At 45.6% G+C, this 26,244-nt stretch carries 22 protein-coding genes; 10 read left to right on the forward strand and 12 right to left on the reverse strand.

Going from position 1 to position 26,244, the window contains the following annotated elements; genetic code table 11:
- Window positions 1–50 precede the first annotated feature (50 nt).
- Window positions 51–830: a siderophore-interacting protein gene (locus tag PK654_RS09780; protein WP_271695597.1), complete on the forward strand. Its 780-nt coding sequence runs from the start codon at window positions 51–53 to the stop codon at window positions 828–830.
- A 376-nt stretch (window positions 831–1,206) separates the two neighbouring features.
- On the opposite strand, the gene PK654_RS09785 is transcribed toward PK654_RS09780, so the two are convergent.
- Both PK654_RS09785 and PK654_RS09790 read right to left on the reverse strand, forming a co-directional pair.
- Window positions 1,207–2,160 (reverse strand): glycosyl transferase family protein, encoded by a 954-nt coding sequence (locus tag PK654_RS09785; RefSeq protein WP_271695598.1) that lies wholly within the window; start codon window positions 2,158–2,160, stop codon window positions 1,207–1,209.
- Between the two features lie 105 nt (window positions 2,161–2,265).
- Window positions 2,266–2,922, reverse strand: coding sequence for a pyridoxamine 5'-phosphate oxidase family protein (locus tag PK654_RS09790; protein WP_271695599.1), 657 nt, complete (start codon window positions 2,920–2,922; stop codon window positions 2,266–2,268).
- Between the two features lie 93 nt (window positions 2,923–3,015).
- Here PK654_RS09790 and pdxR point away from each other — a divergent pair, with 93 nt between their 5' ends.
- The gene (pdxR, locus tag PK654_RS09795; protein ID WP_271695600.1) at window positions 3,016–4,464 is read left to right on the forward strand and encodes a MocR-like pyridoxine biosynthesis transcription factor PdxR; all 1,449 of its coding nucleotides are present in this window, start codon (window positions 3,016–3,018) and stop codon (window positions 4,462–4,464) included.
- 1 nt (window position 4,465) lies between these two features.
- On the opposite strand, the gene PK654_RS09800 is transcribed toward pdxR, so the two are convergent.
- Window positions 4,466–4,894, reverse strand: coding sequence for a c-type cytochrome (locus PK654_RS09800; RefSeq protein WP_271695601.1), 429 nt, complete (start codon window positions 4,892–4,894; stop codon window positions 4,466–4,468).
- Between the two features lie 124 nt (window positions 4,895–5,018).
- Here PK654_RS09800 and PK654_RS09805 point away from each other — a divergent pair, with 124 nt between their 5' ends.
- The 3 genes from PK654_RS09805 (at window position 5,019) to PK654_RS09815 (ending at window position 7,678) form a co-directional block, all read left to right on the forward strand.
- Window positions 5,019–5,660: a cytochrome b/b6 domain-containing protein gene (locus PK654_RS09805; RefSeq protein WP_271695602.1), complete on the forward strand. Its 642-nt coding sequence runs from the start codon at window positions 5,019–5,021 to the stop codon at window positions 5,658–5,660.
- Window positions 5,661–5,760: 100 nt separating this feature from the next.
- On the forward strand, window positions 5,761–6,546 hold the full coding sequence (locus PK654_RS09810) for a substrate-binding periplasmic protein (protein ID WP_271695603.1): 786 nt from the start codon (window positions 5,761–5,763) through the stop codon (window positions 6,544–6,546).
- A gap of 157 nt (window positions 6,547–6,703) precedes the next feature.
- Window positions 6,704–7,678 carry an SLAC1 anion channel family protein gene (locus PK654_RS09815; RefSeq protein WP_271695604.1) on the forward strand — a complete coding sequence of 325 codons (975 nt, stop codon included), beginning with the start codon at window positions 6,704–6,706 and terminating at the stop codon, window positions 7,676–7,678.
- A gap of 52 nt (window positions 7,679–7,730) precedes the next feature.
- Here the strand turns inward: PK654_RS09815 and PK654_RS09820 are convergent, their stop codons facing one another.
- Window positions 7,731–8,852 (reverse strand): MBL fold metallo-hydrolase, encoded by a 1,122-nt coding sequence (locus PK654_RS09820; protein ID WP_443088707.1) that lies wholly within the window; start codon window positions 8,850–8,852, stop codon window positions 7,731–7,733.
- Window positions 8,853–8,961: 109 nt separating this feature from the next.
- On the opposite strand from PK654_RS09820, the gene PK654_RS09825 reads away from it, so the two are divergent.
- Window positions 8,962–9,573, forward strand: a complete 612-nt coding sequence (locus PK654_RS09825) for a TetR/AcrR family transcriptional regulator (RefSeq protein ID WP_271695606.1) — start codon at window positions 8,962–8,964, stop codon at window positions 9,571–9,573.
- Window positions 9,574–9,590: 17 nt separating this feature from the next.
- Here the strand turns inward: PK654_RS09825 and yddG are convergent, their stop codons facing one another.
- Together yddG and PK654_RS09835 are read right to left on the reverse strand one after the other, a co-directional pair.
- The gene (gene yddG / locus PK654_RS09830) at window positions 9,591–10,472 is read right to left on the reverse strand and encodes an aromatic amino acid DMT transporter YddG (protein WP_271695607.1); all 882 of its coding nucleotides are present in this window, start codon (window positions 10,470–10,472) and stop codon (window positions 9,591–9,593) included.
- 54 nt (window positions 10,473–10,526) lie between these two features.
- Window positions 10,527–11,183 carry a GntR family transcriptional regulator gene (locus tag PK654_RS09835; protein ID WP_271695608.1) on the reverse strand — a complete coding sequence of 219 codons (657 nt, stop codon included), beginning with the start codon at window positions 11,181–11,183 and terminating at the stop codon, window positions 10,527–10,529.
- Between the two features lie 139 nt (window positions 11,184–11,322).
- On the opposite strand from PK654_RS09835, the gene PK654_RS09840 reads away from it, so the two are divergent.
- The 3 genes from PK654_RS09840 (at window position 11,323) to PK654_RS09850 (ending at window position 15,497) form a co-directional block, all read left to right on the forward strand.
- On the forward strand, window positions 11,323–12,678 hold the full coding sequence (locus PK654_RS09840) for an FAD-dependent oxidoreductase (RefSeq protein ID WP_271695609.1): 1,356 nt from the start codon (window positions 11,323–11,325) through the stop codon (window positions 12,676–12,678).
- Between the two features lie 9 nt (window positions 12,679–12,687).
- Window positions 12,688–13,812: a mandelate racemase/muconate lactonizing enzyme family protein gene (locus tag PK654_RS09845; protein ID WP_271695610.1), complete on the forward strand. Its 1,125-nt coding sequence runs from the start codon at window positions 12,688–12,690 to the stop codon at window positions 13,810–13,812.
- Window positions 13,813–13,880: 68 nt separating this feature from the next.
- The gene (locus tag PK654_RS09850) at window positions 13,881–15,497 is read left to right on the forward strand and encodes a BCCT family transporter (protein WP_271695611.1); all 1,617 of its coding nucleotides are present in this window, start codon (window positions 13,881–13,883) and stop codon (window positions 15,495–15,497) included.
- A 94-nt stretch (window positions 15,498–15,591) separates the two neighbouring features.
- On the opposite strand, the gene PK654_RS09855 is transcribed toward PK654_RS09850, so the two are convergent.
- Window positions 15,592–16,389, reverse strand: a complete 798-nt coding sequence (locus tag PK654_RS09855; protein ID WP_271695612.1) for a substrate-binding periplasmic protein — start codon at window positions 16,387–16,389, stop codon at window positions 15,592–15,594.
- Window positions 16,390–16,561: 172 nt separating this feature from the next.
- Window positions 16,562–17,743 carry an NnrS family protein gene (locus PK654_RS09860; protein ID WP_271695613.1) on the reverse strand — a complete coding sequence of 394 codons (1,182 nt, stop codon included), beginning with the start codon at window positions 17,741–17,743 and terminating at the stop codon, window positions 16,562–16,564.
- Window positions 17,744–17,967: 224 nt separating this feature from the next.
- Here PK654_RS09860 and PK654_RS09865 point away from each other — a divergent pair, with 224 nt between their 5' ends.
- A complete protein-coding gene (locus PK654_RS09865; protein WP_271695614.1) occupies window positions 17,968–18,177 on the forward strand; it encodes a hypothetical protein in 210 nt (69 codons plus the stop codon).
- A gap of 11 nt (window positions 18,178–18,188) precedes the next feature.
- On the opposite strand, the gene PK654_RS09870 is transcribed toward PK654_RS09865, so the two are convergent.
- The 4 genes from PK654_RS09870 to PK654_RS09885 all read right to left on the reverse strand — a co-directional run bounded on the left by PK654_RS09870 (window position 18,189) and on the right by PK654_RS09885 (window position 26,170).
- Window positions 18,189–19,349 (reverse strand): GGDEF domain-containing protein, encoded by a 1,161-nt coding sequence (locus PK654_RS09870; protein ID WP_271695615.1) that lies wholly within the window; start codon window positions 19,347–19,349, stop codon window positions 18,189–18,191.
- 134 nt (window positions 19,350–19,483) lie between these two features.
- Entirely contained in the window at window positions 19,484–23,074 is a 3,591-nt protein-coding gene (nifJ, locus tag PK654_RS09875; protein ID WP_271695616.1) for a pyruvate:ferredoxin (flavodoxin) oxidoreductase, read from the reverse strand.
- Between the two features lie 9 nt (window positions 23,075–23,083).
- The gene (locus PK654_RS09880; protein ID WP_271695617.1) at window positions 23,084–24,715 is read right to left on the reverse strand and encodes an NAD(P)-binding protein; all 1,632 of its coding nucleotides are present in this window, start codon (window positions 24,713–24,715) and stop codon (window positions 23,084–23,086) included.
- Window positions 24,716–25,150: 435 nt separating this feature from the next.
- Complete coding sequence (locus PK654_RS09885) at window positions 25,151–26,170, reverse strand: glycosyltransferase family 2 protein (RefSeq protein ID WP_271695618.1); 1,020 nt, start codon at window positions 26,168–26,170, stop codon at window positions 25,151–25,153.
- Window positions 26,171–26,244 lie beyond the last annotated feature (74 nt).

Consider the following 26,244-nt stretch of genomic DNA (forward strand, 5'->3'; position numbering starts at 1 on the left):
CTAGACCCATTTGAAAAATATGCTAATAAAATAGACGCTTAAAGAGAATAATGATGAATAAACCAAAGCCAATTTTACTTACTGTCCAGTCTTCAAAAGCCCTGACCACCAATATGCAGCGAATTATCCTTCAGGGAGAGGGGCTGTCTCAGTTCCCTGCTGATTGTGTCGGCGGTTATATCAAACTGCTATTTACTGCCGAAGGAAGCCCGGATCTCAGTCAGCTTGCACCAGATACCCAACCCGTGCGTCGTACGTATACCATCAGAGACTTTGATGCCGAAAAATGCCAGATTACCGTAGACTTTGTACGTCATACTGTTGAAGATTGCGGATGCGGTCACGCTGCCCGCTGGGCAATGTCAGCCGCGGCTGGCGATCAGATTCACATCTCTGGGCCCGGTAAACTGCAACCAATTAATACAGAGGCAGACTGGTTCTTCCTTAGTGCTGATATGACAGCACTTCCTGCCTTGTCGGTAAAACTGGCCTCGCTACCGGACAATGCCAAGGGTTACGCCGTCATCGAAGTACTGGCTCTGAGCGACATTCAGCCTCTTTCTGCCCCGGATAATGTCGAGGTTATCTGGGTAGAGAAAAAATCCGGCAGCAAAGTATTGGCGGATAAAGTGGAGCAACTACATTGGATGGATGGCACTGCCTTTGTCTGGTGTGCATGCGAATTTGACACAATGCGCACCCTGAGAAATTACTTCCGCAATGAACGTCAGGTTGAACGGGAACATATCTATATCAGCAGTTACTGGAAAAACGGCGTTACCGAAGAAGGGCATAAAGTGATTAAGCGTCAGGACGCTGAAACGGCTTAGCGCTTTTCATATAACCAGCCGGAGCTGTATCTGCTCCGGTATTCCCCCCTGTTATGACCTGCCCTTTTCTCAAATTCGAGACAAGCCCAAAAATCATGATTATCCCCGTTTACTGGTGCTGATCTGTTGATAAATTGTGAACAAAATCACTTTACAACTGTAAATCTGTTGGTAGTATGTTTCGATAACGTGACTTGCCACCTTCGAAATGGCTATATCTACAATTATTAGAGAAGAGATAAGTTATGATAAAACGTATGAGAAAAGCGCAACTGAAACGTTGCAGAAATCGTTTCTGGAAAGAATCCAGTAAGAAATAACCAAGCAGAACGGGGCTATCTAAGAATAGCCCTTTTTAATACCTGAAATCCGCCAGCTACTGTTTTAAAACCCACTCATTCCAGTATTTCAGCGCCAACTCTGCGGCGACTTCCCTCTGCCTGAACTTGGCAAAAAGAACCGCGCTCATAGTAGCAATCACCGCATTGGCCATTGTATTCAGCTCTGACTCTTGAGTTCCCATAGAGCAGCTTTTCGGGAGTGATACTTCCGACAGCATCTGTTCCGGCCAGTAATGGGAAGAAACTCCGTCTGAGTCGCTGCACCAGATAGTCTGGCTCACTTTAGGATTGTACTCAGACTCACCGGACTGCCCTTTAAAAGAGACCACGGCATGACCGCTTCTGCCAACACTATGCTCTATTTCGGCATGTAGCTGCTGAAAGCCGGGATGAAAACTGCCACGAACACCATAGTCTGAATTACCCGGATTGAGAGCCCGCACCATGGTATTTACCGGTGTCCGCAAGCCGTAACGCTTTTTAAAATCGAGCATTTCAACAATCTTGGGAGCAAATACCGACAACGGAAGATAAGCGATGCTGTGTTTATCCAGCAGTGACTGAACCTCGCTGACACTGCCGGCGGACGGGATATTCATCTGTTTAAGATATGAGGCAGCATGCTCCCGTTCACTTTCCTGCTCAAGGTAACCATGCAGCAGTACTTTAAAACCATTTTCCGCCAGTATTTTTGCAGCGATAACATGCCATGGCTTACCTGTGCTGCTGCGTTTACCAGCATAGCAAGGCCAGTCAATATCTGATGTTATAGCCGGAAGGCGCGACTGAAAGGCGTGCACAAAACCAGCTACTTCATCGCAGGTCTCATTCTGCACACGTATCAGCATCAGCAGCATCGCCATCTGGTCTTCGCCCACTTTACCATCCAGATATTCATCCATTACTCTGAAGGCTTGCTCAAAGGTAAGCGGCTTGCGTCCACGCTCTCCCTTTCCTACTGTGCGTATACACTCAATAACTGAACTCATAGACTTTCCTGAATATTTACATTGCTTTCAATCTACTGAAAAGCATAAAGAAAGCAAAACATCTCTTAGTCTATTTATTTATGCTATATACCTGCTCTGCCAGTTTTACTCAAACCAGCGGGAACCATACGCCGAAGAGTAATCGGGCGTTTCAATCTGCCCATCCAGTTCAGCAACCGCTTGCAAAGGACCCACTACCGTTTTGTAGGGTAAAACCCCGGCCCAGACTTCGCGGTCTAAATCTCCTTTATCATCATTAACACCATGATTACCAATTTTGACAGAGGCCTCTTCAAGGGGAATCACCAGCAATTCTGTCGCTTCCAGCTCCCTGCGGCTGCCAAGACGAATGTGTTCCGTTCTGCCCGGTGCTATTTGCTCTATAAAGTGATTAAGTAAGGCATTTTTCTCTTCTCTCTCTTCGACCACTTTAAAGCAGCCAAATACCATAGCACTTCTGTAGTGAGCACTATGATGCATGGCTGAACGCGCCAACACCCAACCATCAAACAGAGTAAAAGTAACACAGGTTTCAGCGCCATTTTTAAGCGTTTTCAGAAGGCGGCTGTTTTTCGCTCCATGAATATACACCTTATCTTCCACCCGCCAGGCCAGCATGGGGATCACTAAGGGAGCATTCTGTTCAACAATAGCAACATGGGCAATCAGGCTTTCATCAATAATCCGATAAAGGCTCTCTGTATCAGTACAAGCCTTATGTGGCGCTTTTTTAATTCTGCTTCTCTGAGTGGCGGATAACATAGTTTCTCTCCTGCACAATAAATCTCCTGTTTAATGTAATAGCAAACTGGCACTATAATTAGAGCCAGTATTTTATTTTATATGAGTCCAGTTATGCAAAGTATCGACCTTGGCGATCTCTGCCTTTCTCCAGAGTGCTCTTCATTACAACAGGCACTGTTTCAGGAGATCAGAAACAAGATTATTAACCGCCTATGGCGAAAAGGCGCCAGACTGCCTTCAACCAGAAAGGCGGCAGAAGAACTTGGTATCAGCAGAAATACCGTAACGCTCACTTATGAACAACTGGTCGCTGAAGGGTATATTGAGAGTCGTGCCGGATCCGGCTTTTACGTATCCGTAGAAGTTCCCGAGCATTTTCTGTTGCAGGTGACTCAAGCGACTGAAAATAAAAACAATCAACACATTAGTGACAGCCAAGGGTTAAACTGTTTTTTTGCCCCCGGAGTGCCAGATTTATCCGCTTTTCCATTTACAAAATGGCAGCGAATTCTGCAACATCACAGCAGCAGGGTGGCCATTGCCGGACTCAATGATCTTCAGGGGTTACCTGAGTTAAGAGAAGCACTTGCACACTACCTTGCTTCTTCCCGTTCTGTCGACTGCTCAGCCAAACGCATTATTATCACCAACGGGGCACAGCAGGCGCTGACTATCGCTGCTCTGGCAGTCTCTTCTCTGACGGCGGACAGTAAATCCTGCCCCATCGCAATGGAAGAGCCGGGGTATACTCAAATGCGCAAGGTGTTAGCGCTGTTTAACATCAAAACCATCAACCTTAGCGTTGAACCTGAAACCGGCTGGGATTTGAGCCGGTTGCTAAGCTCTCCGGCCAAAGCTGTCTATTTAACCCCCAGCAATCAATATCCGATGGGATTTAGCCTGAATACAGATCAGAGAATGCAGGTTCTCAATTGGGCTGCGATAAACAACAGCTGGATTATTGAAGATGATTACGACAGTGAGTTTCAGTTTGCTCACAGGCCATACACCTCCATGCAGGGATTAGCAGCACAATCTGGCCTGACCGATCGATGTATCTACATAGGTTCCTTTAGTAAAACCCTGTTTAACGGGCTGAGAATCGGCTATATGGTGGTGCCGGATGAGTTAGTCAGACCATGTCTGAACATTAAAGATGCCCTGAGCGGGACTACGCCAGCTCATACTCAGGCAGCGACTGCTGAGTTTATCAGTCAGGGCCACTATTTAACTCATCTGAGAAAAATGCGTAAACACTACCAGTTAAAACGAGAAACCATGATTTCCCTTTTAAACCAACACTTCGCTGAAGATTTAGAAGTAATCAGCCAACCAGCCGGACTGCATATCACCGTCCGCTGGCAGGGAAATCCCGGTGAAAATGAATTTTCAAAACAGGCGGAAAAGGAGGGAGTTACCGTTCGTCCACTGAGCTACTATCAACAATCCGCACAGCCCAGACAGTGGAACTCTGTGGTTATGGGATTTGGCAACTGCCCTTTAACTGACATGGCGGCCAGCATAGAAAAGCTGGCCGGAATATTTCACCGTATGCGCTAAACTACTTTTTCACCCTGAACTTTCTATGACATGCCTTACAGGTTTTTGTCGCCTGCTTAAATCCGGCCACAAGAGCCGATTTGTCGTTCGCTTTTGCTGCTGAATAGAAGCTATCAAATCCGCTGTTCAGCATCTGCAAACCTTCTGAAAATTTATCAGGATTGTTCCAGACTGCTGCTTTTGCATTACTTCCTTCCTTGCTTCCTTCAGGAAAGTGGTTTTCCAGTATCGACGCATTCGAGGTCAGTGCCTGACCATATTGCTGCAATTTCTGCCAGTCCAGTTTTCCGCTGTCTAGCATATCACCAGCCATTTCAACATTGTCTTTGATATCAGAAAATGCGTTCTGACGGGTTTCAATATCAGTGTCAAATGCCGCAAAACTGCTGGCTGACAGCGGTATCAAAAGAGCTAAAATATACTTTTTCACAATTACTTCCTTTTGTTTAATTATTGCCCATTGCATTGCAAATAGTTACATAATCGTTGTGGTTATGTAAATATATATGGCAACACGAAAATTCAACCAATTACATAAAAGCGGAAGTAACATAATGAAAGTATGGGATCTACCGACAAGGATTTATCACTGGAGCCAGCTCGCTTTAGTTTGTGGCCTGTTTTTTAGCGGCCTGACAGAGCAAGGACCTCATACTAAATTTGGATTAGCACTGTTTACTCTTCTGTTATGGCGTCTTCTTTGGGGCTTAACAGGTAGTGATACCAGCCGTTTTTCTCACTTTATCAAATCCCCCTTTGCTGTGATTCGCTACCTTAAGGGTAGTCTGGAAGAAAACCCCGGCCATAATCCCGCAGGCGGTTATATGGTTATTGTATTAATAACTGCATTGATTCTGCAGTGCCTGACCGGGTTAGCCGTGGCCGGATATCTGGATCCCCTTCCAGCTTCTGAGGCATGGCTGAATGACGAGGTGTTTGATTTGGCTGTTTTGGTACACGAGACCGGTATTGTCTACTTGCCGATTTTGATCGCTCTTCATATTAGCGCCATTTTGATCTACCAACTTCGTGGAAAGCCTTTGGTAAAAGCCATGTTTACCGGAGAGCAAACTATTTCCGGAGAACAGGCTATCAGCGGCAACAAAGTTCACTTTGCCGGCAATAGCAAAGCCTTATTGTTTTTCTTGTTATGTCTGGCTGTTACTGTGTCTCTCTATCTGCTGTCAGCAGAGTAAGCTCTTTCACCTGAGTAAGAAGTGAAACTGATTTGCTATTCAACTGGTTTATGACAACACTTAATGAATAAAACAAATAATAATCAGCAAAGGCTTTGTTGTGCATATACTCATCCGGTATCTAACTTCGTTTCTGATTTCTCTTACTCTGCTGCTTAGCTCAGCATGCTATGCAACACAAGTGGTTCGCCTGACTAGTGGTGAGTGGCCTCCTTACCTCTCTAATCACTTAGCGGAAGGCGGCTTTGCAACAAAGATTGTTACTGAAGCCTTTAACGAGATGGGTATAGAGGTTGAAATCAGTTACTACCCATGGAAACGTTCTTATAACTACGCTATGGAAGGAAAAGACCCTGGCGGAAATATCTGGCATGGAACCATTGTCTGGATAAAAACCGAGCAGAGGATGAAGTCATTCTATTACAGCGATCCTGTTATTACCGATGAAGATGTTCTCTTCTATCTGGCTAAATCTTCCCTGCACTGGAAAACCGTTGCCGATCTGGAGGGAAAAATCATCGGAGGAACAGCGCATACAGCCTATCCAACCTTCGAAAAAGCCCATAAAGACGGTCTTATCACTTTGCAAAGGGGAGGAAACTACGATTCACTACTGAAGCGGATTTTCCACCAAAAGATCGATGCGGCTCAAATGCCGAAACAAGTTGGCCTGTATTACCTCAATCACAGTTTTTCCACGGCTGAACAAAAGCAGTTTACCTACTCTCCAACGGTTATTGAACGGCGCACCTATCACCTTATTCTGTCCAAAAACAGAGATGAGAATAAAGCCTTGCTGAAGCTGTTCAATCAGGGGTTAGCAAAGTTACATAGTAATGGGCGTTACCGGAGTCTGGTGAGTCAACTCCGCCGGGGCAGTTATTAAGATTTATCCATAATTATCCGGCCATTCACAATATAAGCTTTATCTAATATAGAAGATTTGATATTATCTGATCCAGTTTATAGCGTATGCCAATAATTCTATGATATAAAACGAATTGCATGGTTGCATTAAGAGTACAAACTGTTAAGGAAGAATAATGAGTAGTGAAACCGTCAGTGAGCAGCAGAACGCAGTTGAAAAGCTGGTTCATTTCCCCATATCGTTTTTTGCCGTAGTGATGGGGTTAAGTGGTTTAACTCTAGCCTGGCGCGCGGCTGGTAGTGACATTCTACCGACAGCCTCATTCTGGCTTGGCCTGTTTACCTCTCTGGTGATGCTAGCCGTTACCATTTTGTATACCATTAAAATTGTTAGATATCCGGAAGCCGTAATTGCAGAGTCGCGCCACCCTATCCGGTTAAACTTCTTTCCCGCTTTCTCTATTAGTTTGCTGTTACTGGCCGTGGTCTGGCAGGATTACCATAGCCTCTCTCATACTTTATGGATAGTTGGGGCAGCCGTACAGATATGCCTGACGGTTTACGTTATCAGCAGCTGGATTCACCATACCCATTACACTCTGTCTCATGCTAACCCCAGCTGGTTTATTCCTGTCGTGGGTAATATCATCGCACCCATAGCCGGCTCACATTTAGGTTATTTTGAGATCAGTTGGTTCTTCTTCAGTGTCGGTATCGTCTTCTGGGTTGTTCTTTTGACTATTGTTATGTACCGGTTGTTTTTCCATGAACCGCTGCCGGCAAGACTGACGCCTATGCTGTTTATCCTGCTTGCTCCGCCATCAGTAGGCTTTGTCTCTTATACCAATTTAGTGGGTGAGTTAGATGTATTTGCCAGAGTGATTTACTATGTTGGCTTGTTTCTTTGCCTGGTACTGGTGTCCAATATCCTCAGATTTGCCAAAGTTCCTTTCTTTATCTCGTCATGGGCTTACTCTTTCCCGCTGGCGGCCCTTACTATCGCGACAGCCAAAATGTCCGGCTTTGTACCAACCACATTTTTTAACGCCTTGTCCGGCCTGCTACTGACTTTAGTGACTTTATTGCTAAGCTGGTTGGTGCTAAGAACGATAAAAGCCATTTTGAACGATGAGATTTGTGTTCCTGAATGACAGACATAAAAAAGCCGGACTGCTGTCCGGCTCTAATATCTCGGCCTGAAGGCTATTTTTCCATAGCCAGCTTTGGCTGCTGAGTATTGGTCAGCTCCACATTATCCTGCTTAATATCTGCAACATCTCGCCACCATGCATATTCGCTTTCTGGCTGCTCAATTGTGACATTGTCACCAAACACCGGAGTCAGCAAAGTCACTCCCCGCTGCTGAGCCAGTTCACTTACCCGCTCCAGAGGCTCATACCAGTCATGCAGTGATAGGTCGAAAGTACCATTATGAATCGGCAGCATCGCCTTACCTTTCAGATCTATATGAGCTTGCAGGCTCTCTTCCGGCATCATATGTATCTCTGACCAGAGCTTGTTATAAGCGCCTGTCTCCACCATGGTGACATCAAATGGCCCCAGTTTTTCTCCTATCTCTTTAAATCCGGAGAAATAACCGCTGTCACCACTAAAATAGAGGTTACGTTTTTCACTCTTAATTACCCAACTCGCCCACAAAGTTTCATCTCTGTCGAACAGTCCGCGGCCGGAAAAGTGCTGTGTAGGCGTTGCAATAAATTTCAGGCTACCTACCTCTCCACTCTGCCACCAGTCTAACTGGACAACCTTTTCTGCATCCACACCCCACTCTATCAGGTAATCACCTACTTTTAGCGGTGTAAAAAAGAACTCGACTTTATCGGCCAGTTTTTCGATAGCCGCCTTATCTAAGTGGTCATAATGGTCGTGGCTGATTACCACGGCCTTAATTTCAGGCAGCTCTTCGATTGAAATAGGGGTCGGATGGAATCGCTTCGGTCCCGCCCACTGAACCGGCGAGGCTCGTTCACTAAATACCGGATCTGCCAGCACATACTCGCCATCGAGACGCATTAAAATACTTGAGTGCCCCAGACGGAACAAAGCATCTTCAGAGCTACTATCCAGTCCGGCAGCGGTCATCGCTTTAAGTGGAATATCTTTAACCGGCTTAGGTTCATTTCGCGTAGCAGAAACCTGCTGCTTGATGATCTCCCACATATTGCTCATTGTCGGGTTGTATTTAATCTCACTGTTTACAAACTTCTTGTTATCTTTGTCTGCACCAGTACCCGATGCACACGCTGTTACTAAAACGGCTGACATAAACGCAACTCCCAAACTTACTTTAAACGCTCTTCTCATTTCAACACCTAGGCAGAAAATCTACACTAAGCAGTTTACATTTATAAATTGAAAAGTAAACCGATCAGTGTAAAATTGTTTAAAATTATCATTTCCGCGGTTATTCAAAGTGGCAGAAGTAAAAAAAACCAGAAGCGAACTTAAAAGAGAAGCCATTGTAAATGCAGCAAAAAAAGCATTTATTGAACATGGTGTTCAGGGAACCAGTATGGATAAGCTATCAGAGCTTGCGCAGGTTTCGAAAAGAACGGTGTACAACCACTTTGCCACCAAAGAGGCCTTGGTGATGCACATCATGTCCGAGTTGTGGCGCAAGGCAACCATGCAGGTTGATATTCAGTACTCCTCTGAACAAGCCCTTGAAACTCAGTTGGCGAAAATACTGTTGGCTGAGGCAGAAATGTTCTCCAGCAAGGAGTATATAGACCTGTCACGGGTCGCATTCGGTTACTTCTTCTACAATCAGGATGCGCTAGACAAAGAGATTAAAAAGTTTTCTGCTCAGGAAACCACCCTCTATAAGTGGTTGGAATCCGCAGTCGATGATGGCCGCTTAAAGCCCGTTGACTTAGAGTTTGCTAACGGGCAGCTTCACAATCTGATTAAAGGAAGCTGTTTCTGGCCACTGCTGATTAACTCAAAAGCGTCGGTTACTCAGCAGCAGGTAGAGATGATTACCAAAGAATCTGCAGCAATGTTTATTAGTCACTACAAGATGTAAGTTTGATATCCGGGTCACTACTCCCTTGTAACCCACCAGCATAACAGTGACCCGAAAGTGACTAAGATTACGCCTTGCCAGAATCCGGCACTGAGTGACACGCCTAACACCAGCATAGAAATCAGCGTAGAAAATATAGGTGTGAAATAAGAGAGCGAGGCCAGAAGTAACATATTTCCGCCGATAATAGCCAGATTCCATAATGCATAACCGCTGCCCATTACCACTCCGGTAAGCAGCAGGTAGCCAATGGATTGGCAGTTAAACTCCAGAGGCGGTTGCTCTGTGGTCAGATAGTGGAACCATAACGAAATCGCAGTAAACACAAAGAACAGAGTAATTCCGTTTTTGCCGTTAGATAACCGCTTGGTTACATTGCAGTAAACCGCCCAGATGATAGCGCCAATTAATGCCAGAGAATAGGCAAGCGGATTGCCCGTTACATTCTCTGTGATATGCGTAAATGTAACTTCCTGCCCGCCCATCAGACTCCAAACAACTCCGGAAAATGCCAGCAATATTGCGGGATAAATTAACTTGTTCACCCGTTTGCTGCTTCCCCATACAGCAAAGAGTACAGTTAAAGCAGGCCAGAGGTAATTAATCACCGCCATCTCTATAGTCTGAAGCCGGCTATCTGCATAGCCAAGTGCCAGAGAAAAACAGACTTCATACGCCGCGAATAACCCGCCGGCAATAACGATATAGCTTAGTGAGAACTGCCTGAGTTTCGGTACCCCCATGACCACTAATAGAAACAGTGAAGCAACACTGTAGATCATCGCCGCACCGCCGACAGGCCCTAACTGTTCAGCAACATTACGGGTAAGCGCAACCAGACAGCTCCACAACACTATGGCGGCAATGCCCATCAAGGTATATTTATGAGAAGAAAGCAATAGTTTTCCTACTCTGTGTTACTTAGTAGTGATTAAACCAGATAACTAAAATAACTATCTTGCACTAATACTGCGATAGGCAACATCTGTCAGGTAGTCATTCAGTTTGTGGGATGCGCTTACCGCTTCGTCAGCATCGGTATGGCAAACGGCACGGAGAGTTGCCGCATGCAGATGGGAAGCTTCCGCTAAATCTGTAGTGTCGTTTTTGTAAGCAAACCAAAAGCGACGCGACAAACCTTGCAGCGGAGCCATCGCCAGTTGCAGATACTCATTTCTGGCAGCCTTAACCAATACGTTGTGTATCTGTTTTAGCAGAACCGAGTACTCAATTTCATCGCCATTTTCTGCACACAACTCTAACTTAGAGGCTAGTTCCTGCATCTGCTGTTTCTCATCCACTGACGCTCTTGCGGCCGCGTACTTAACGCACAAGGCTTCAATATCTCTACGCACTTCCAGAATTTTAAGTTGGCTTTCTACTGAAATTGATGGGATCTGAATACCGCGGCGGGCATGAATTTCCACCATTCTTTCATATGAAAGCCTTTGCAGAGCTTCACGTACCGGTGTTCTGCCCAAGTCCAGATTCTCTGCCAGTTGCTTTTCACTCACCATACTACCCGGCTCCAACTCCCTGAAAATTATCATTTTTTCTAGTTGGTTATAGGCTATTTCTGTCTTATTTGTCGGATTAATACTGTTATTCATTCTATTTTCCCAGCCAATTTTTAGTGAGCAAACTCACGAATATCACAACCGCAATTGTAACACAAAAAATATGGGCATATATTAAAAACACACAACTGATATATCAGATGACTATCAGTAATCTATTAGCGAGGTAATCATGAAAGATTGGAAAATTGTTCGCCGTTTTGAACAAGTGCCGGATCTACCGATTCTGGCTTCCGTCGATGTGCTAGTCATTGGTGGCGGCGCTGCAGGTGTTGCAGCAGCGGAAACTGCAGGACGCATGGGTAAATCCACATGGCTTATTGAGAAATATGGCTTTTGTGGTGGTGCGGCTGTAGCAGGCCTGTCAGGCACTATTTGTGGAATGTTTATGGCCAGCGATGATCCTGAAGCTCAACCTGAACAGGTTGTGTTTGGTTTCACAGAAAAATTCCGCAAAGAGCTAAAGGCCAGAGGGGGTGTTACTGAACCACAGCGTTACGGCAAAACCTTTACCGTCACTCACGATCCTCTTATCTGGCGTGAAGTGGCAGATGATCTTCTGGAACAAGCAGGTGTGACAACACTTTTCCACACAGCTGTTACCGGCGTGATCATGGAAAAAGATGCCTTCAAAGGTGTTGTTATTGAGTCCAACGCAGGGCAAAGCGTCATTATGGCGAAAATGATCGTTGATGCCTCCGGGGATGCCGCCCTAATCGCCCGCGCCGGTATGGATTACTACTTTGGTGACAACGGCAAAATCCAGAACCCGACCATGTTCTTCCGCATTGGCGGTGTTGATGTGGGTAAGTATCTGGACTACTACGGCAATGACACCATTTGTCCGCCAAAAGTAACCGAAAATATTCACGCCGCAAACGCCACAGGCGACTACTCACTGCCACGCCATAAGATCTGGATTTTCCCGACCACACGTCCAAATGAGCTGATGGTGAATGCTACGCGTCTGGCTGGTCAGGATGGTCGCATGCTGAACGTGATTGATCCAAAAGATTTTACTGAAGCTGAAGTATGGGGCCGCCGTCAGGTGCGCGATTACACCCGCTTTCTGAACAACTATGTTCCGGGCTGTGAAGATGCCTACGTGGTGGATACCGGTGTTGAAGTGGGTATTCGTCAGACACGCTCTATTGTCGGCGTAGAAACCCTGACCAATGACGATGTTGTTAACTGCAATAAACGCCAAGACAGCATCTGCCGCACTCCGTGGCCGATTGAACTTCACTCAGGTGACAAGCCAAAACTTCATTGGCTTATTGATGATTACTACGATGTTCCCTTCAACACACTAGTTCCTGTGGTTGGCGAGAACATCATTGTAGCAGGACGCTGTTTAAGTGCAGAACATGAAGCATTGGCTTCTGCCCGTGTAACAGCGCAGTGCTTTGAATATGGTATGGCAGCGGGTATCGCTGTTGTCAAAGCAATTGATGAAAATAGACGCATCCGCGATCTACGGGGCGAAGAAATTCGCACTATTATGATAGATAACGGCAGTGCGTTGTAAGGAGATAAAATGAAAGGTACAGCAATTAAACGTGTTGAGCTTTATGCAGTAGCAGACCGTGACGCACCGCCAATTCCATGGGCGGACAATCAGGAGCCTCTTCTGTATACCAACAATATCGTTCGTATCATTACTGAAGATGGTACTGAAGGTGTTGGCGCAACCATCAGCTATACAGAGAACGATTTTGATAAGTGCATTATCGAAGCGATGAAGACCATTGTTCCCGGCTTAATCGGTAAAAACCCTCTTATGACCGAAGAGCTGAGTGCATGGCTGGGCGCACGTTGCTCATGGGGCGGCCTGCCGGCTAAATCCCCTATCGATATCGCGGCATGGGATATCAAGGCCAAAAAAGCCAATATGCCTCTTTACATGCTACTTGGCGGTGCACGCCATAAGATGCTTTCTTATGCCTCTACCCCTATGTTTGACACAGTAGAAGAGTACTTCCCGTATGTGGACGACTGTATTGAACAAGGCTTTACGGCTATCAAACTGCACTGCTACTGCGTATACGAGAAAGATGTAAAACTGGTTAACGCCATTCAGGAACGTTACGGTGATACCGGTATCCGCTTTATGCTGGACACAGCCACTTTCTATAACGCCTCTGAAGCAATGAAGATGGCAAAACTAATGGAAAGTTACGACTGGGAATGGCTGGAAGCTCCGGTTTCAGACTATGACTATAAAACTTACCAGCGTCTAGTTGATAAAACCGACCTTGAAATCTCAAGCCATGGTAACTGCCTGCTGACTCTGCAGGAAGTGACTTACGCACTTGGCAACGGTTTCTGGTCAGATGTTCGTCAGGATGCCACGGTTTGTGGTGGTATTACCCAACTAAATAAATGCTTTGCGATAGCGGAAGGCCACTCTAAAACACTGGAGATCCAGAGTATGGGTTACACCATTACTCAGGCTGCCAACTTGCATGTTGCCCTTGCACACCACAACTGCAAATACTTTGAACAGTTCTACCCATATGAAAGCTTTGAATTAGCTTCTAAGACTCAAATCCGTACAGATAAAGAGGGCTATGTACATGCCCCTGAAGGTAACGGTCTGGGTGTAGAGATGGACTGGGAAGCAGTTAAAGAAGCATCTATTGCTCATTATGTTTTTGAATAACTAATTATTATTGACGTGAAATTGCTATTCCCGCCAGCCCTATAGGCGGGAATATCAAGGAGTCCTTTATGGAAAATAGCAAATCAAGTAACTTTGACCGTACTACAATACTGATCTCTCTGATCATTATCAGTGCGCTCTCTGTATTCTTCTTAACCGACACTGAGCGTGCCATTGGCATTGCCGGTGATATCTTCACCATGATCGCTTACAACCTGGGAACACCAATCCTATGGTTTGGTTTTGCCATGGTAATCGTTTCTGTTTATCTTATGGTCAGCAAGTACGGTAACATCCGTATGGGCGAGGGAAAGCCAGAGTACACCAATTTTGCATACATCACTATGATGGCACTCGCCGGTGTGGGTTCAGGTACCGTTTACTGGGCATTCCTTGAGTGGTCTTACTACATTAAAACACCACCTTTTGCCATTGAAGCAGGCTCTGTAGCCGCTCATGAGTGGGCTGTTACTTACTCTCTGCATCACTGGGGCATTACTGCATGGGCTCTTTATGCTATCAGTGCAGTGCCTATCATGTACTCATACTATGTACGTAAGAACCCTTCTCTGAAGATCAGTGAAATCGTACAAAGCATGATTAAAAACCAAGCTGTTGGTAAAGTGGTAGCCCGTGTTATTGATATCACCTACCCAATTGCTCTGGTATTTGGTTTGATTATCGTACTTGCTCTGGGTGTGCCAATTGTTTCGGCTGCATTCGCTCAGCTTACCGGTCTGCAAGATACCCTTGCACTTAAGTTAGGCATGCTAGGTATTGTAGCAACACTGCTTATCGTAAGTTCGTTTGTCGGTATCGAAAAAGGCATGAAGAATATCTCAAGCTCAGGTACTTACTTCCTGATTGCGCTGGTAATCTACATTCTGATCTTCGGACCTACACTATTTATTCTTGAGAATACAAGTACATCACTAAGCCTGTGGGCATCTAACTTCATTCACATGAGTTTGTATACTGATGCCATCACTCAGGACAAGTTCCCGCAGAACTGGACAGCTTACTTCTGGGCATACTGGATGATCTTTATTCCGCTGATGTGTATCTTCATCACTAAAGTATCTAAAGGTCGTACTCTTCGTGAAGTGATTGCCTGCATGGTAGGTGGCGGTACTGTTGGTACAACTATCCTTTTCTCCATCGTTGGTTCATTCATGATGAAGACACAGCTTGATAAGAAAGTGAACATTGGTCAGATGGTATCCGATGGTCAGGCTAGCCAGTCTATCGTTGAAGCACTGAATACACTGCCGTTCTCATCTGTTCTGCTGATTGTATTTATCGTATCCACTTTCCTTCTGCTGGTAACCACACTGGATGGCTCTGTATTTACTGTAGCTTGTCAGACTCAGCGCGTACTGGACAAAGACAAGAACCCTGCAACTCTACTGAAAATCTTCTGGTGTCTGGTAATTATTGCTATCCCAGCCGTATTTATCATTGTTAAAGCGCCTGTAGGCTCTATGCAGTCTGCCATCCTGATTTTTGCTGCTCCGTTGGGTGTATTGGTTAGCTACATGCTATTCAAGACATTTAAGTACATGAGTGAAGATTACGGTCATATGACAGCGACTGAAATCCAGCAGATGCATAAGCTGGATGATGAAGAGGTAGCTTCAGAATCAAAAAAGGAAGAAAGCATTAAAGAAGCACCAGTAAATGCGTAATTCTTTAACTCGCTAATCAACACAGAACCAAAGCCAGCCACAACAATTGTCCTCCACACAATTTGGCTTTGGTTCTTCTTTGTTCTACTCACCTTTAATCAATCCAATACGCACCGTCTTCAAACTCTTTAAGTAACTCCGTATACCGTCCATTCAGACGAATCATTCTTAATCCACGGTTAAACTTTTTTAGTAACATTTTGTTCTCTTCCACCTTGTGGGAAAACAGCAGGTAGAGATGCCGGCGACTGGCAGACTGTTGCAGATAATGCACATCTTCAATCTCTTCTTTTGGCAGGTTTGAAAGGTTCTTTGCCAGATAATATAAACCAACCTCTTTGATCACCACCACAGCATCAATTTTGCGAAAAAATAGTCTCTGCATCTGCACATCATCTTCTCCTGAGCGAATGATCTTAATCACCCCACTCTCATGCAGAGGTTCAAGGTTGGGATAAGGGGAGTAATCCGTTCCTCCTATCCTTTTTCCGGCCAGATCGCTATCTTTATTCCAACTTACCGGATTAGATTTCAGGTAGAAGAGAACCTCGCTGGCCTCAAACACCATATCGCTGTACATAAACTCCTTCTCTCTATGCTCAGCGTAATACCAGGCAGCCGCGGCATGCCATCGATCACCATTCTCACCTTTTCCCAGAGAGGCATACCGGTAGGAACGTTTCCACGGGAAATAGCCGTATACAACGTCTATCTCTACAGCCGCAAAGGCTTCAGAAATAATACGGGAAACTAAGCCACCATGTTTAAGCCCCTTACCCATATAGGGAGCCCACTCTCCGTTAGTGATATAAATTTTATCCTTCGCATAGGAAATGGTTGAGCATAAGAAGCTTAGCAGCAGACCCGTTAAACTTAATAAAAGTCTTCTCATCGAATTCCTTTCGTAGTGACTCTTCACTATCGTCCGTCCATAGACTTTTTAAGTATTGTCGATTTTTAGCACTTTTACAGTACTAGTTGTGAGACAGTTCAACTTAGCCATGCAACAAAAAGAAACCCCCGCATCAAAAATGCAGGGGTTTGTTAAATTACATTGTGGTTTATTAGCCGGGGTGTCCGTCAACCCTCGGGCTAATCAACATAACCGCAAAATAGTAAATAAACATGGTAAAGGCAAATGCCCATAATATAGCCGACAGATTAATAATCAGCATCATATAGACAGGAGAGAAACCTACCCCAAGGCTTCGCAGCAACGCGGCTAAGAATACCGCCAGAAATGCCGGCCACATTCTCGGGCCTTTATAAATTGCCCGTCCTGTGTGCCCCATTGTGACTCTGGCAATCATTGCCAGAATTAAGCCACCCAGAGCGCCGATGGCAAAAAGATGAATCATAGCGTGTTTTTCAAAACCTGTTGTCAGGCCGCTGGCAATCAGTCCAAGCGGTATACAAAAATAGGATAGGTGAAGTGACCAGACTAAAGGTTCACTTAGAGTACGCCACGGTTTCCAGCGTGCCATGCGGATAAACTGGAACAGAGCACCCGTTAACATAACGGCCGGAGATACCTCAGCAAAAAATTGCGGGAAAAAGCTCAAAACAAACAGCAGACCCAACGGAAGGTTTGCAGCCACGTCTAACCACATTAATGGTTGAGCTTTCTCAAAGTTAAATTTACGCGCAGTAAAGAAAGGGATAACCCTTCCGCCCATAATAGAGAGCAGCAGTACAAACCACCAGATCATCGCCTGCCAGACTGACAATGCAGAGAAAGGTACCAGCCCTTCGATGGCTGCATAGCTGGCAAAGTTAGCCATCAAAGCAAGAATAAACAGGGGAACAAAAAACAGGTTCCTCCAGCCTTTCGCTTTCACTACCCTAAAGCCCACTTCGTAAGCAAGAGCAGCAAGAAACAGTGCTTCGATGCCGGCAATAAGCCAGATTGAAACGTCAAACCAGAACAACACCCTTGGTAGCGCCCAGAGTGAGACAATAAAGGCCAACCGATAACTTTTAGTACCATTGACACCCGTCCATGTCTGAACTGCGGTTAACACAAATCCGGCGACAATTGCCATTGCAAAGCCAAATAGCATCTCATGTACGTGCCACCAAATAGCCGGAACGTTCAGCTGTTCAGGCTGACCATTCTGAAAGGCATACACCCAGATAGCGACACTAACGATGGAATAGAGTGTACCAAACAGAAAAAATGGTCTGAACCCAAGACGCAATAGCGCCGGTATTTTCTCTTCCTTGCTTTTATCCGTGATATTTAACACACAAACACCTTACCTAAAATATTAACGACAATGATATTGCAGTTAGTGTGCCAATGAGAATAACTCTAACTGAGTATTTTAATTTTCTTATACAACAATAAGTTAGCAACTTAGCCATATATACTATAAGGTCGGAAACCAATAGGTTACCCAACCATAAATCATGTCATTTTTACATCATTGTGTCTTTTCAACAATTGTCTTTATGACAAAAACACTTGCATTTGTCGATGAATCAACACCTTAAGGCTGGCATAATTAGTGCATTAACCACAATAGGAAAACTGACAGAGATTAAGCATATGAATGCAAACTTATCCGCCATCATTAAAGCTGGATTCTTTATTTTCGCTCTCTACTATGCGACAGCCTATGCATTAGTACTTCCTGAGTACCTTTATATGTTTGGTATTAAGATTGGTTTGATTGGATAAAAACTCATGCCTTAGTGTGAACAAACCCGGTTACGCCCTGACATTTTAGCGTGGTACAGAGCCTGATCGGATTGCTCAATAAGCTGGTTGATGGAATCATCATCAGCAAGTTCTTCGACCGAAGCTACCCCTATACTACAGGTCACTTCCCCCGCCTTGATGGAGCGTATTGGTGATATCTGTTCAAACCGGCTGCGAATTCGCTCTGCTATTTTTATTGCATTTTGCGCACGTGTATCTGATAAAACGACGATAAACTCTTCTCCGCCATATCTTGCAAACAGATCCGGCGTACGCAAAAGCTGCTGGCAGGTAACAACAAAACTTTTTAATACCTTATCGCCCGCATTATGTCCGTAGGTATCGTTTATCTTTTTAAAATAATCTAAATCGATAGAGAGTACCGATACCGATGCCCTTTCGCGCTTTGCCCGGGCAAACATATTGTCTGCAATGGTATAAAATGCCCGGCGGTTATAAGCTCCAGTAAGAAGATCCCTTTCTGCTGCATGCTGCAGTTCACGCAATAAAAACTCAACCACAAATGCCAGACTGATCATAACAATTAAGAATGAAACAAAAAGGTCGCCGACAATGGTATAAGCGGTCACTGTTCCTGCGCTGGACAACGCCGTACCACCAAAACCAACCAGATAAAAAGACACTCTCAGCAGATGAACTATTATCAAAAGAATATAGGCACATATCATCAACTTCACTAAAGGCTTATCACCTTTCCTGTATGCTGGCAAGAACACCACGACAGAAAGGGCGGCGTACAACGCGATCAAGCTGGAAGTAATCACTACTCTGAGCAGATAACCGTTGTCTATCTGAGCCAGAACGGCAAACAACACCATGGTTACCGCAAGCAAAGTCATAAAGGTCAAGTGAGTATTGGCAAACTTTCGTTGCATAAAGCGGGCATTACCCAGCCAAACAATATATAAACCCGTTATTGCTAACCCGTTGCCCAACAACACAGAAAACATCAAAGGAGTGGACTCCCGGAAAGCCAGTAGCAGAAAGGCAGCAAACAGTATAAACCGGCCGCAGGCCCATTCGCCCAAACCTTCTATCTGACGATTTCTGTACCAGACTAAACCAAACACCAGTGCACAGGCCAGCTGGGTCAGACTAAACAATACGAAGGCGGTAGGAATATGAATCATAGCAGTCACTCTGCACACTTCTGATTTATGGCAAAAACGGATTAACCCTGCCATTAGAGCTTAGCAAAGCCTATTAATAACTCTAGAAAACAGAAAAGGACCCGAAGGTCCTTTTGTATTAATAATGAGATCCGCTACTTATGCGATTCCAGCTCCATATGAGGAGCAACAGAACCCTGCTTACGGGTCGCCAGCTCTTCATACAGCTGCCATTTACGTTCTGCCACATGTTGAGCCTGTTGCAGAATCTCTGCTGCAGTATCGGGATCACTGCGTTGCAGAACCTGATAACGAGCCTCATTCATACGGTACTCTTCCAGAGGAATGGAAGGACGTAAGGTATCCAGTGAGAACGGATTGATATCAACATCCCGCAGTGCCGGATTATAGCGGAACAGCGGCCAGTGGCCGGATTTAACCGCCAGTTGCTGCTGCTTCAGGCCATCTTCCATTTTGATACCGTGCGCAATACAGTGGCTGTAAGCGATGATAATGGACGGACCGCGATACGCTTCAGCTTCGCGCATTGCCAGCAAGGTCTGCTGTGGGTCCCCGCCAAGTGCCACTCTGGCAACATAGACATTATTGTAAGCTATGGCCTGCATGGCGATATCTTTCTTGGTTGCCTGCTTACCCGCAGCAGCAAACTTAGCGACAGCGCCCAATGGCGTTGACTTAGACATCTGCCCGCCGGTGTTAGAGTACACCTCGGTATCCATAACCAGCACGTTTACATCGGCACCACTGGCCAGCACATGGTCCAGGCCACCTGAGCCGATATCATAAGCCCAGCCGTCACCGCCGACTATCCAGATAGAGCGTCGAATCAGCTGTTCTGCCACTGAAACCAGATTTCGTGCCGATTCAGACTCAACAGAACTTAGCTGTGCCTTAAGCGTATCAACCCTGCCTATCTGCGCCTGAATATCCGACTCCGTCTTCTGCTTAGCGTGCAGCAGTTGATCCACCAATAGTGGATCCAGTAAGTCACGATTTTCCAGTAAAAGCTGTTCTGCCAGTTCACGCTGCTTAACGGCCGCTAAACGGAAGCCCAAACCAAACTCGGCGTTATCTTCAAACAGCGAGTTTGCCCAAGCTGGACCACGACCCGCTTCATTGACAGACCAAGGCGTCGTCGGCAGGTTACCACCGTAGATGGATGAACAACCCGTGGCATTAGCAATCATCAGACGGTCACCAAACAGCTGAGACATCAGTTTAAGGTAAGGTGTTTCACCGCAACCTGAGCAGGCACCGGAAAACTCAAATAGTGGCTGAAGATACTGAACACCACGTACATGAGAGAAGTCCACTTTAGCCCGCTCGTTATATGGAATGGATTCGAAGAAAGCCAGATTCTGCACTTCTTGCTCCATATAAGGCTCTTTGAGCTCCATATTGATCGCTTTCTGCTCACTGTTTTCGCTGCTAAACGCCGGACAAGCATCCACACATAAGCTGCAGCCGGTACAATCTTCCGCATAAACCTGAAGGGTATAACGGGTATCCGGGAAGCCTCTGGCGGTAATACCCGACGATTTATATCCTTCAGGAGCGTCATCCAACAGAGATTTATCATAGAACTTAGCGCGAATCGCAGCATGAGGACAGACAATGCTACAGTTACCACACTGAATACAGATATCCGAGTCCCACACCGGTATCTTCTGGGCAATGTTGCGTTTTTCCCACTGAGTGGTACCTGAAGGATAAGTACCGTCATCGGGCAACATGGAGACAGGAATAAGATCCCCTTTACCCGCCATCATTTGCGCCGTCACCTCTTTAACAAACTCAGGTGCCCTATCCGATACATACTGAACCGGTTTCTCTTCCGCAGTCACCGTTTCAGGTATCTCTACTTCAAACAGATTTTCCAGCGTTTTATCTACGGCGAGGAAGTTTTTCTCAACCAGTTCAGGCCCTTTACGGGAATAAGTCTTCTCAATGGCCTTTTTGATTTTTTCAATCGCCAGATCTTTTTCAAGTACACCGGATAAAGCGAAGAAACAGGTTTGCATTATGGTGTTAATGCGGCTGCCCATACCCGTTTCCCTGGCCACCTTATAAGCGTCGATAACATAGAGTTTCATCTTGTTATCAATTAGCTGCTTCTGCATACGGGCCGGCAGACTCTGCCAGATACTCTCTCTATCCACGGATGAATTGAGCAGGAAGGTAGAGTGCTCTGTAGCTTTGGCCAGCATGTCAGTTTTTTCAACAAAAGTAGACTGGTGGCAGGCAATAAAGTTGGCCGACTGAATCAGATACGGACTGTTAATTTCATGATGGCCGAAACGTAAGTGTGATTCGGTTTGAGAGCCGGACTTCTTGGAATCATAAACAAAGTAGCCCTGAGCAAAGTAATCCGGATCTTCACCAATTATCTTAATGGTGTTTTTATTAGCACCAACGGTACCATCAGCGCCCAGACCATAAAACATGGCACGGACCACTTCGTTTGGCTCAATATCAAAGCTTTCATCCACTTCCAGATGGGAGTTCATAACGTCATCGATAATACCGACAGTAAAGTGGTTCTTAAGCTTACCGGAGCTCATATTATCGAAGATGGCTTTCACCATAGCCGGGGTAAACTCTTTACTCGACAAGCCGTAGCGACCACCAATTACTTTTGGCATCCGCTCAAACTGCTCCGGCTGCTCCATAAGTGCCGTAATCACATCCTGATAGAGAGGATCAGCAGTTGCACTTGGTTCCTTGGTACGATCCAGAACAGTGATCACCTCTGCTGACTCGGGTATCGCATCCAGCAGATATTTAGTCGACAGCGGACGATATAGGCGAACCTGAATCACACCGACCTTCTCACCTTGCTCTGTCAGATAATCTACCGTCTCTTTTATGGTCTCCACGCCTGACCCCATTGCAATAACAATATGGGTGGCATCTTCAGCACCATGGTATTCAATAATCTTATAAGCACGTCCGGTCAGCTCTGCCAGTTGATCCATACTGGCCTGCACAATATCGGCTGTTTTGGCATAGTAAGGATTTACCGTTTCCCTCGCCTGAAAATAGACATCTGGGTTTTGCGCTGTACCGCGGATAAACGGTGTATCCGGACTTAAGCCTCTGTCCCTGTGCTGACGCACCAATTCATCAGAAATGATTTCACGGATAACTTCGTCAGGAATCAGACTGATCTTATTCACTTCATGGGAGGTTCGGAAACCATCAAAGAAATGGATAAACGGAATGCGGGCAGAAAGAGTGGCACTATGCGCCACTAACGCCATATCATGAGCTTCCTGTACCGACGATGCCGCCAGTAAGGCAAACCCCGTCCCACGCGCCGCCATAATATCTTGGTGGTCACCAAAGATAGAAAGCCCCTGCGCCGCCAGAGAACGGGCAGCGACATGGAACACGGTCGGTGTCAGCTCACCGGCTATCTTGTACATATTTGGCAGCATTAACATTAAGCCTTGTGAGGCTGTAAAAGTGGTGGTTAACGCGCCACTTTGCAATGCACCATGAACCGTACCGGCAGCACCGCCTTCACTCTGCATTTCGGCTATCAGAGGGGTATTTCCCCAGATATTAGTCTTATCTTCAGAGGCCCACTGGTCAGCAAACTCAGCCATAGTCGAAGAGGGCGTAATAGGGTAAATTGCGCACACCTCACTCACTTTAAATGCGATATGGGCTGCGGCTTCGTTTCCGTCACAAGTGTACATTTTTGCTTTATGTTCTGTACTCATCATCTCCCCCTATTTCACTTCCGCCGCTACCATTTCGATAGCATGGCAGGGACATTGCGCATAGCAGGCTTCACAGCCGGTACACTTGTTATAATCCACTGAATACCCTTTACCTTTTCCGTTCGCGGTAATGGCATCATGAGGGCAGGCGCCTAAGCAGCCGTTGCATTCAAAGCAGTTACCACAAGAATAACAGCGCTGAGACTCATACAGGGCTTCCTGTTCCGACAGTCCGCCGACAACCTCATCAAATGAAGCGGTTCTTATTTGTGGAGGAATAGCCGGCTGTTCACGCTGGTCAGCTTCAGTTTTGTACCAGAGATGCAGTTTGTCGTACTTAATCAGCGGCGACTTGCTCACTTTGGTAAACGGACGGTCTTTGAGGAAACCATTGATATGCGCGGCCGCTTTCTTACCGTGCCCGACAGCGATGGTAACGGTACGATCACTCGGTACCATATCACCACCGGCAAACAGCCCCGGATAACCGGTCATCATCTGATCATTTACGATGACTGTACCATCAGACTTGTACTCTACCCCCGGTATATTCTGGGTAATAATGGTATCGATATTCTGCCCCAGAGCCAGAATCAGGAAGTCCGCCTCCAGAGATTCAAACTCACCGGACTGCTGCGGACGCCCGCTCTCATCCAGTACGGTCTTTTCCAGAGTGAAAGTCTTGCCATCAATCTTATTAATGGTTCTCTGCCACATAAAGTTAACGCCTTCTTCCATGGCTTCGACACACTCAAAGTCATGGGCAGGCATACTGGCACGATCACGACGATACACTACGGTAACTTCGGCGCCTTTACGCTTGGCAGTTCGCGCGGCATCCATGGCCGAGTTTCCTCCGCCATAAACCACAACGTGCTTACCAATATCCGGAGCTTCATCGGTCTCAATTTTACGCAGATAAGTCACCGCATCCATGGCGTTACTTGGATCATCATGAGGGATATCTAACCCTCTGCCGATATGGGCACCGATGGCCAGAAATACGGCATCAAACTGACCTTTCACCTTTTCGGCCAATATATCCTGAACCATATTGTTCAACACAATCTTGATGCCCATCTGCTCTATACGACCAACTTCCTGATTAAGGATCTCTCTCGGCAGACGGTAAGCAGGAATACCAAAGTGCATCATGCCCCCAGCCATAGGACCGGCTTCTCTTATCTCAACATCGTGACCAAAGCGCTTAAGGTGATAAGCCGTTGCCAGCCCACTCGGCCCAGCACCTACAATAAGAATTCTTTTACCTGTCTTTTTCGCTTCATAGCGAATTGGCCAGTTTTTTTCTAATGCTAAATCACCAAGAAAACGCTCAACGGCATGAATACTGACCGGCTGGTCAACATTAGTTCGGTTACAGGCATTTTCACACGGGTGATAGCAGACACGACCGTGAATGGCCGGCATAGGGTTGTTTAATACTAACTCCTGAAACGCTTCTTCATATCTTTCTTCTTGCGCCAGTGAAAGCCATTTTTGAATATTACTGCCGGTGGGGCAGGCGTGATTACATGGCGGGAGAGTATTGGCATATATTGGGAATTTAGTCCGGATAGGTCCTGAGCCTTTTTTAATTGTAAGATCAGGTGGCAGGGTCATATCCTTTAACGAATTGCTCATGAATTTCTACCTTATTCTGGGTCAGAACGGAGCATCGCCTAATTATTATTTTGTCGGACGTAAGCACCATTCCTGTTCTATCTTGCGGTTCTCATCACTAAACGCAGGGTTTTGCTGTTCAAAATATAGTCTCATTGTTAAGAACATGTTGAGGCCTAGATCGAAAAGTAAAACACTGGCTCAACTGTATTAGAAAAATGTGAAGTTCAGATAAGTTTCTGATTTTTAATGATAATACTTCTCATTGCAGGCAGGAAATTATTGTTTTTCTGTTGCACTTGTCTAACTTTCAACAAGATAAAACTAAGTAAACACTCTACAGATAGTCTCAAATGTAACGAAATATTCGTTATTGACGGAAAAAACATCGTTTTTCAGGCACAAAAAAGCCTTCATAAATGAAGGCTTTCAAAATTGTTACTCTAAATTGGTTTCTTAAGCTTGTTTTTCTGAATCTTCTTCAGAAGCTTCGTAAGCAATTTCAGTAAACTCATAGGTGGAACGATTTGAAGACTCATAGTAAGTTCTGCTTACTACTTCAGCCAGAATACCGGTAGTAATAAACTGCATTGCCATTACAATCAGCAGTACACTTACCGTCAGCATTGGTCGTCCGCCAATGGCTTCACCCATAATAAACTTATCAAACGCCAACATCAGCATCATCAAACCGCCCAGAGCACCACAACCAAGACCAATCGGACCAAAGAAGTGGGACGGACGAGTACGGAAGCGCATAAAGAAGATAACGGAGATCAAATCCAGAATAACCCGGTATACACGGGAGATAGTGTATTTAGACTCACCAAACTGACGGGCATGGTGGTTCACTTCTACTTCTTCAATACGCTCAACAGGTACGTGAATTGCTACCCATGCAGGAATGAAACGGTGCATCTCACCGTATAACTTAACATTACGAATCACACTGCCACGATAAACCTTAAGGCTACAACCGTAGTCATTCAGCTTAACGCCGGTGGTTTTACCAATCAGCCAGTTAGCAATTTTTGACGGTACCTTACGGATCAGCATGTTATCTTTGCGGTCTTTACGCCAGCCAACCAGAAGATCAAGGTCACGGTCAATCAGGCGCTGTACCATATGTGGAATATCAGCAGGATCATTCTGCAGGTCGCCATCCAGAGTAACAATATAGTCACCGTTTGATTGTTCTATACCTGCCTGCATAGCGGCTGTCTGACCAAAGTTTCGCTGCAGAGCGATAATTCTTACATGAGCACCAAAACGCTTCTGTTCTTCCATTGCCACATGTAAGGTGCGGTCGCTACTGCCGTCGTTCACTAACAGAAGTTCCCACTCAAAAGGAGCACTCTTCAGAGACTCATCAATCGCTTCGACTAATGGAGTGACACTCTCTTCTTCGTTATAAATTGGAACAACGATACTTACTTTATATTTTTCATTCATTTCGGATACTTGGCTGTCCGACATAATAGCTACTCTCACCATTATTTTATGCTATTCTATTTAAGTTTTTCACTATAACTCAATTCGGATGTCAAGCA

The sequence above is a fragment of the Vibrio sp. SCSIO 43137 genome, from assembly GCF_028201475.1.
Classification (GTDB): Bacteria; Pseudomonadota; Gammaproteobacteria; order Enterobacterales; family Vibrionaceae; genus Vibrio.

Coding starts and splice junctions, on each gene's coding strand:
- PK654_RS09880 (WP_271695617.1), bottom strand. CDS start 24,715: ATGAGCAATTCGTTAAAGGATATGACCCTGCCACCTGATCTTACAATT.
- PK654_RS09785 (WP_271695598.1), bottom strand. CDS start 2,160: ATGAGTTCAGTTATTGAGTGTATACGCACAGTAGGAAAGGGAGAGCGT.
- PK654_RS09780 (WP_271695597.1), top strand. CDS start 51: ATGATGAATAAACCAAAGCCAATTTTACTTACTGTCCAGTCTTCAAAA.
- pdxR (WP_271695600.1), top strand. CDS start 3,016: ATGCAAAGTATCGACCTTGGCGATCTCTGCCTTTCTCCAGAGTGCTCT.
- PK654_RS09870 (WP_271695615.1), bottom strand. CDS start 19,349: ATGATTCATATTCCTACCGCCTTCGTATTGTTTAGTCTGACCCAGCTG.
- PK654_RS09855 (WP_271695612.1), bottom strand. CDS start 16,389: ATGAGAAGACTTTTATTAAGTTTAACGGGTCTGCTGCTAAGCTTCTTA.
- PK654_RS09845 (WP_271695610.1), top strand. CDS start 12,688: ATGAAAGGTACAGCAATTAAACGTGTTGAGCTTTATGCAGTAGCAGAC.
- PK654_RS09820 (WP_443088707.1), bottom strand. CDS start 8,852: ATGAGAAGAGCGTTTAAAGTAAGTTTGGGAGTTGCGTTTATGTCAGCC.
- nifJ (WP_271695616.1), bottom strand. CDS start 23,074: ATGAGTACAGAACATAAAGCAAAAATGTACACTTGTGACGGAAACGAA.
- PK654_RS09835 (WP_271695608.1), bottom strand. CDS start 11,183: ATGAATAACAGTATTAATCCGACAAATAAGACAGAAATAGCCTATAAC.
- PK654_RS09790 (WP_271695599.1), bottom strand. CDS start 2,922: ATGTTATCCGCCACTCAGAGAAGCAGAATTAAAAAAGCGCCACATAAG.
- PK654_RS09840 (WP_271695609.1), top strand. CDS start 11,323: ATGAAAGATTGGAAAATTGTTCGCCGTTTTGAACAAGTGCCGGATCTA.
- PK654_RS09850 (WP_271695611.1), top strand. CDS start 13,881: ATGGAAAATAGCAAATCAAGTAACTTTGACCGTACTACAATACTGATC.
- PK654_RS09815 (WP_271695604.1), top strand. CDS start 6,704: ATGAGTAGTGAAACCGTCAGTGAGCAGCAGAACGCAGTTGAAAAGCTG.
- PK654_RS09885 (WP_271695618.1), bottom strand. CDS start 26,170: ATGTCGGACAGCCAAGTATCCGAAATGAATGAAAAATATAAAGTAAGT.
- PK654_RS09805 (WP_271695602.1), top strand. CDS start 5,019: ATGAAAGTATGGGATCTACCGACAAGGATTTATCACTGGAGCCAGCTC.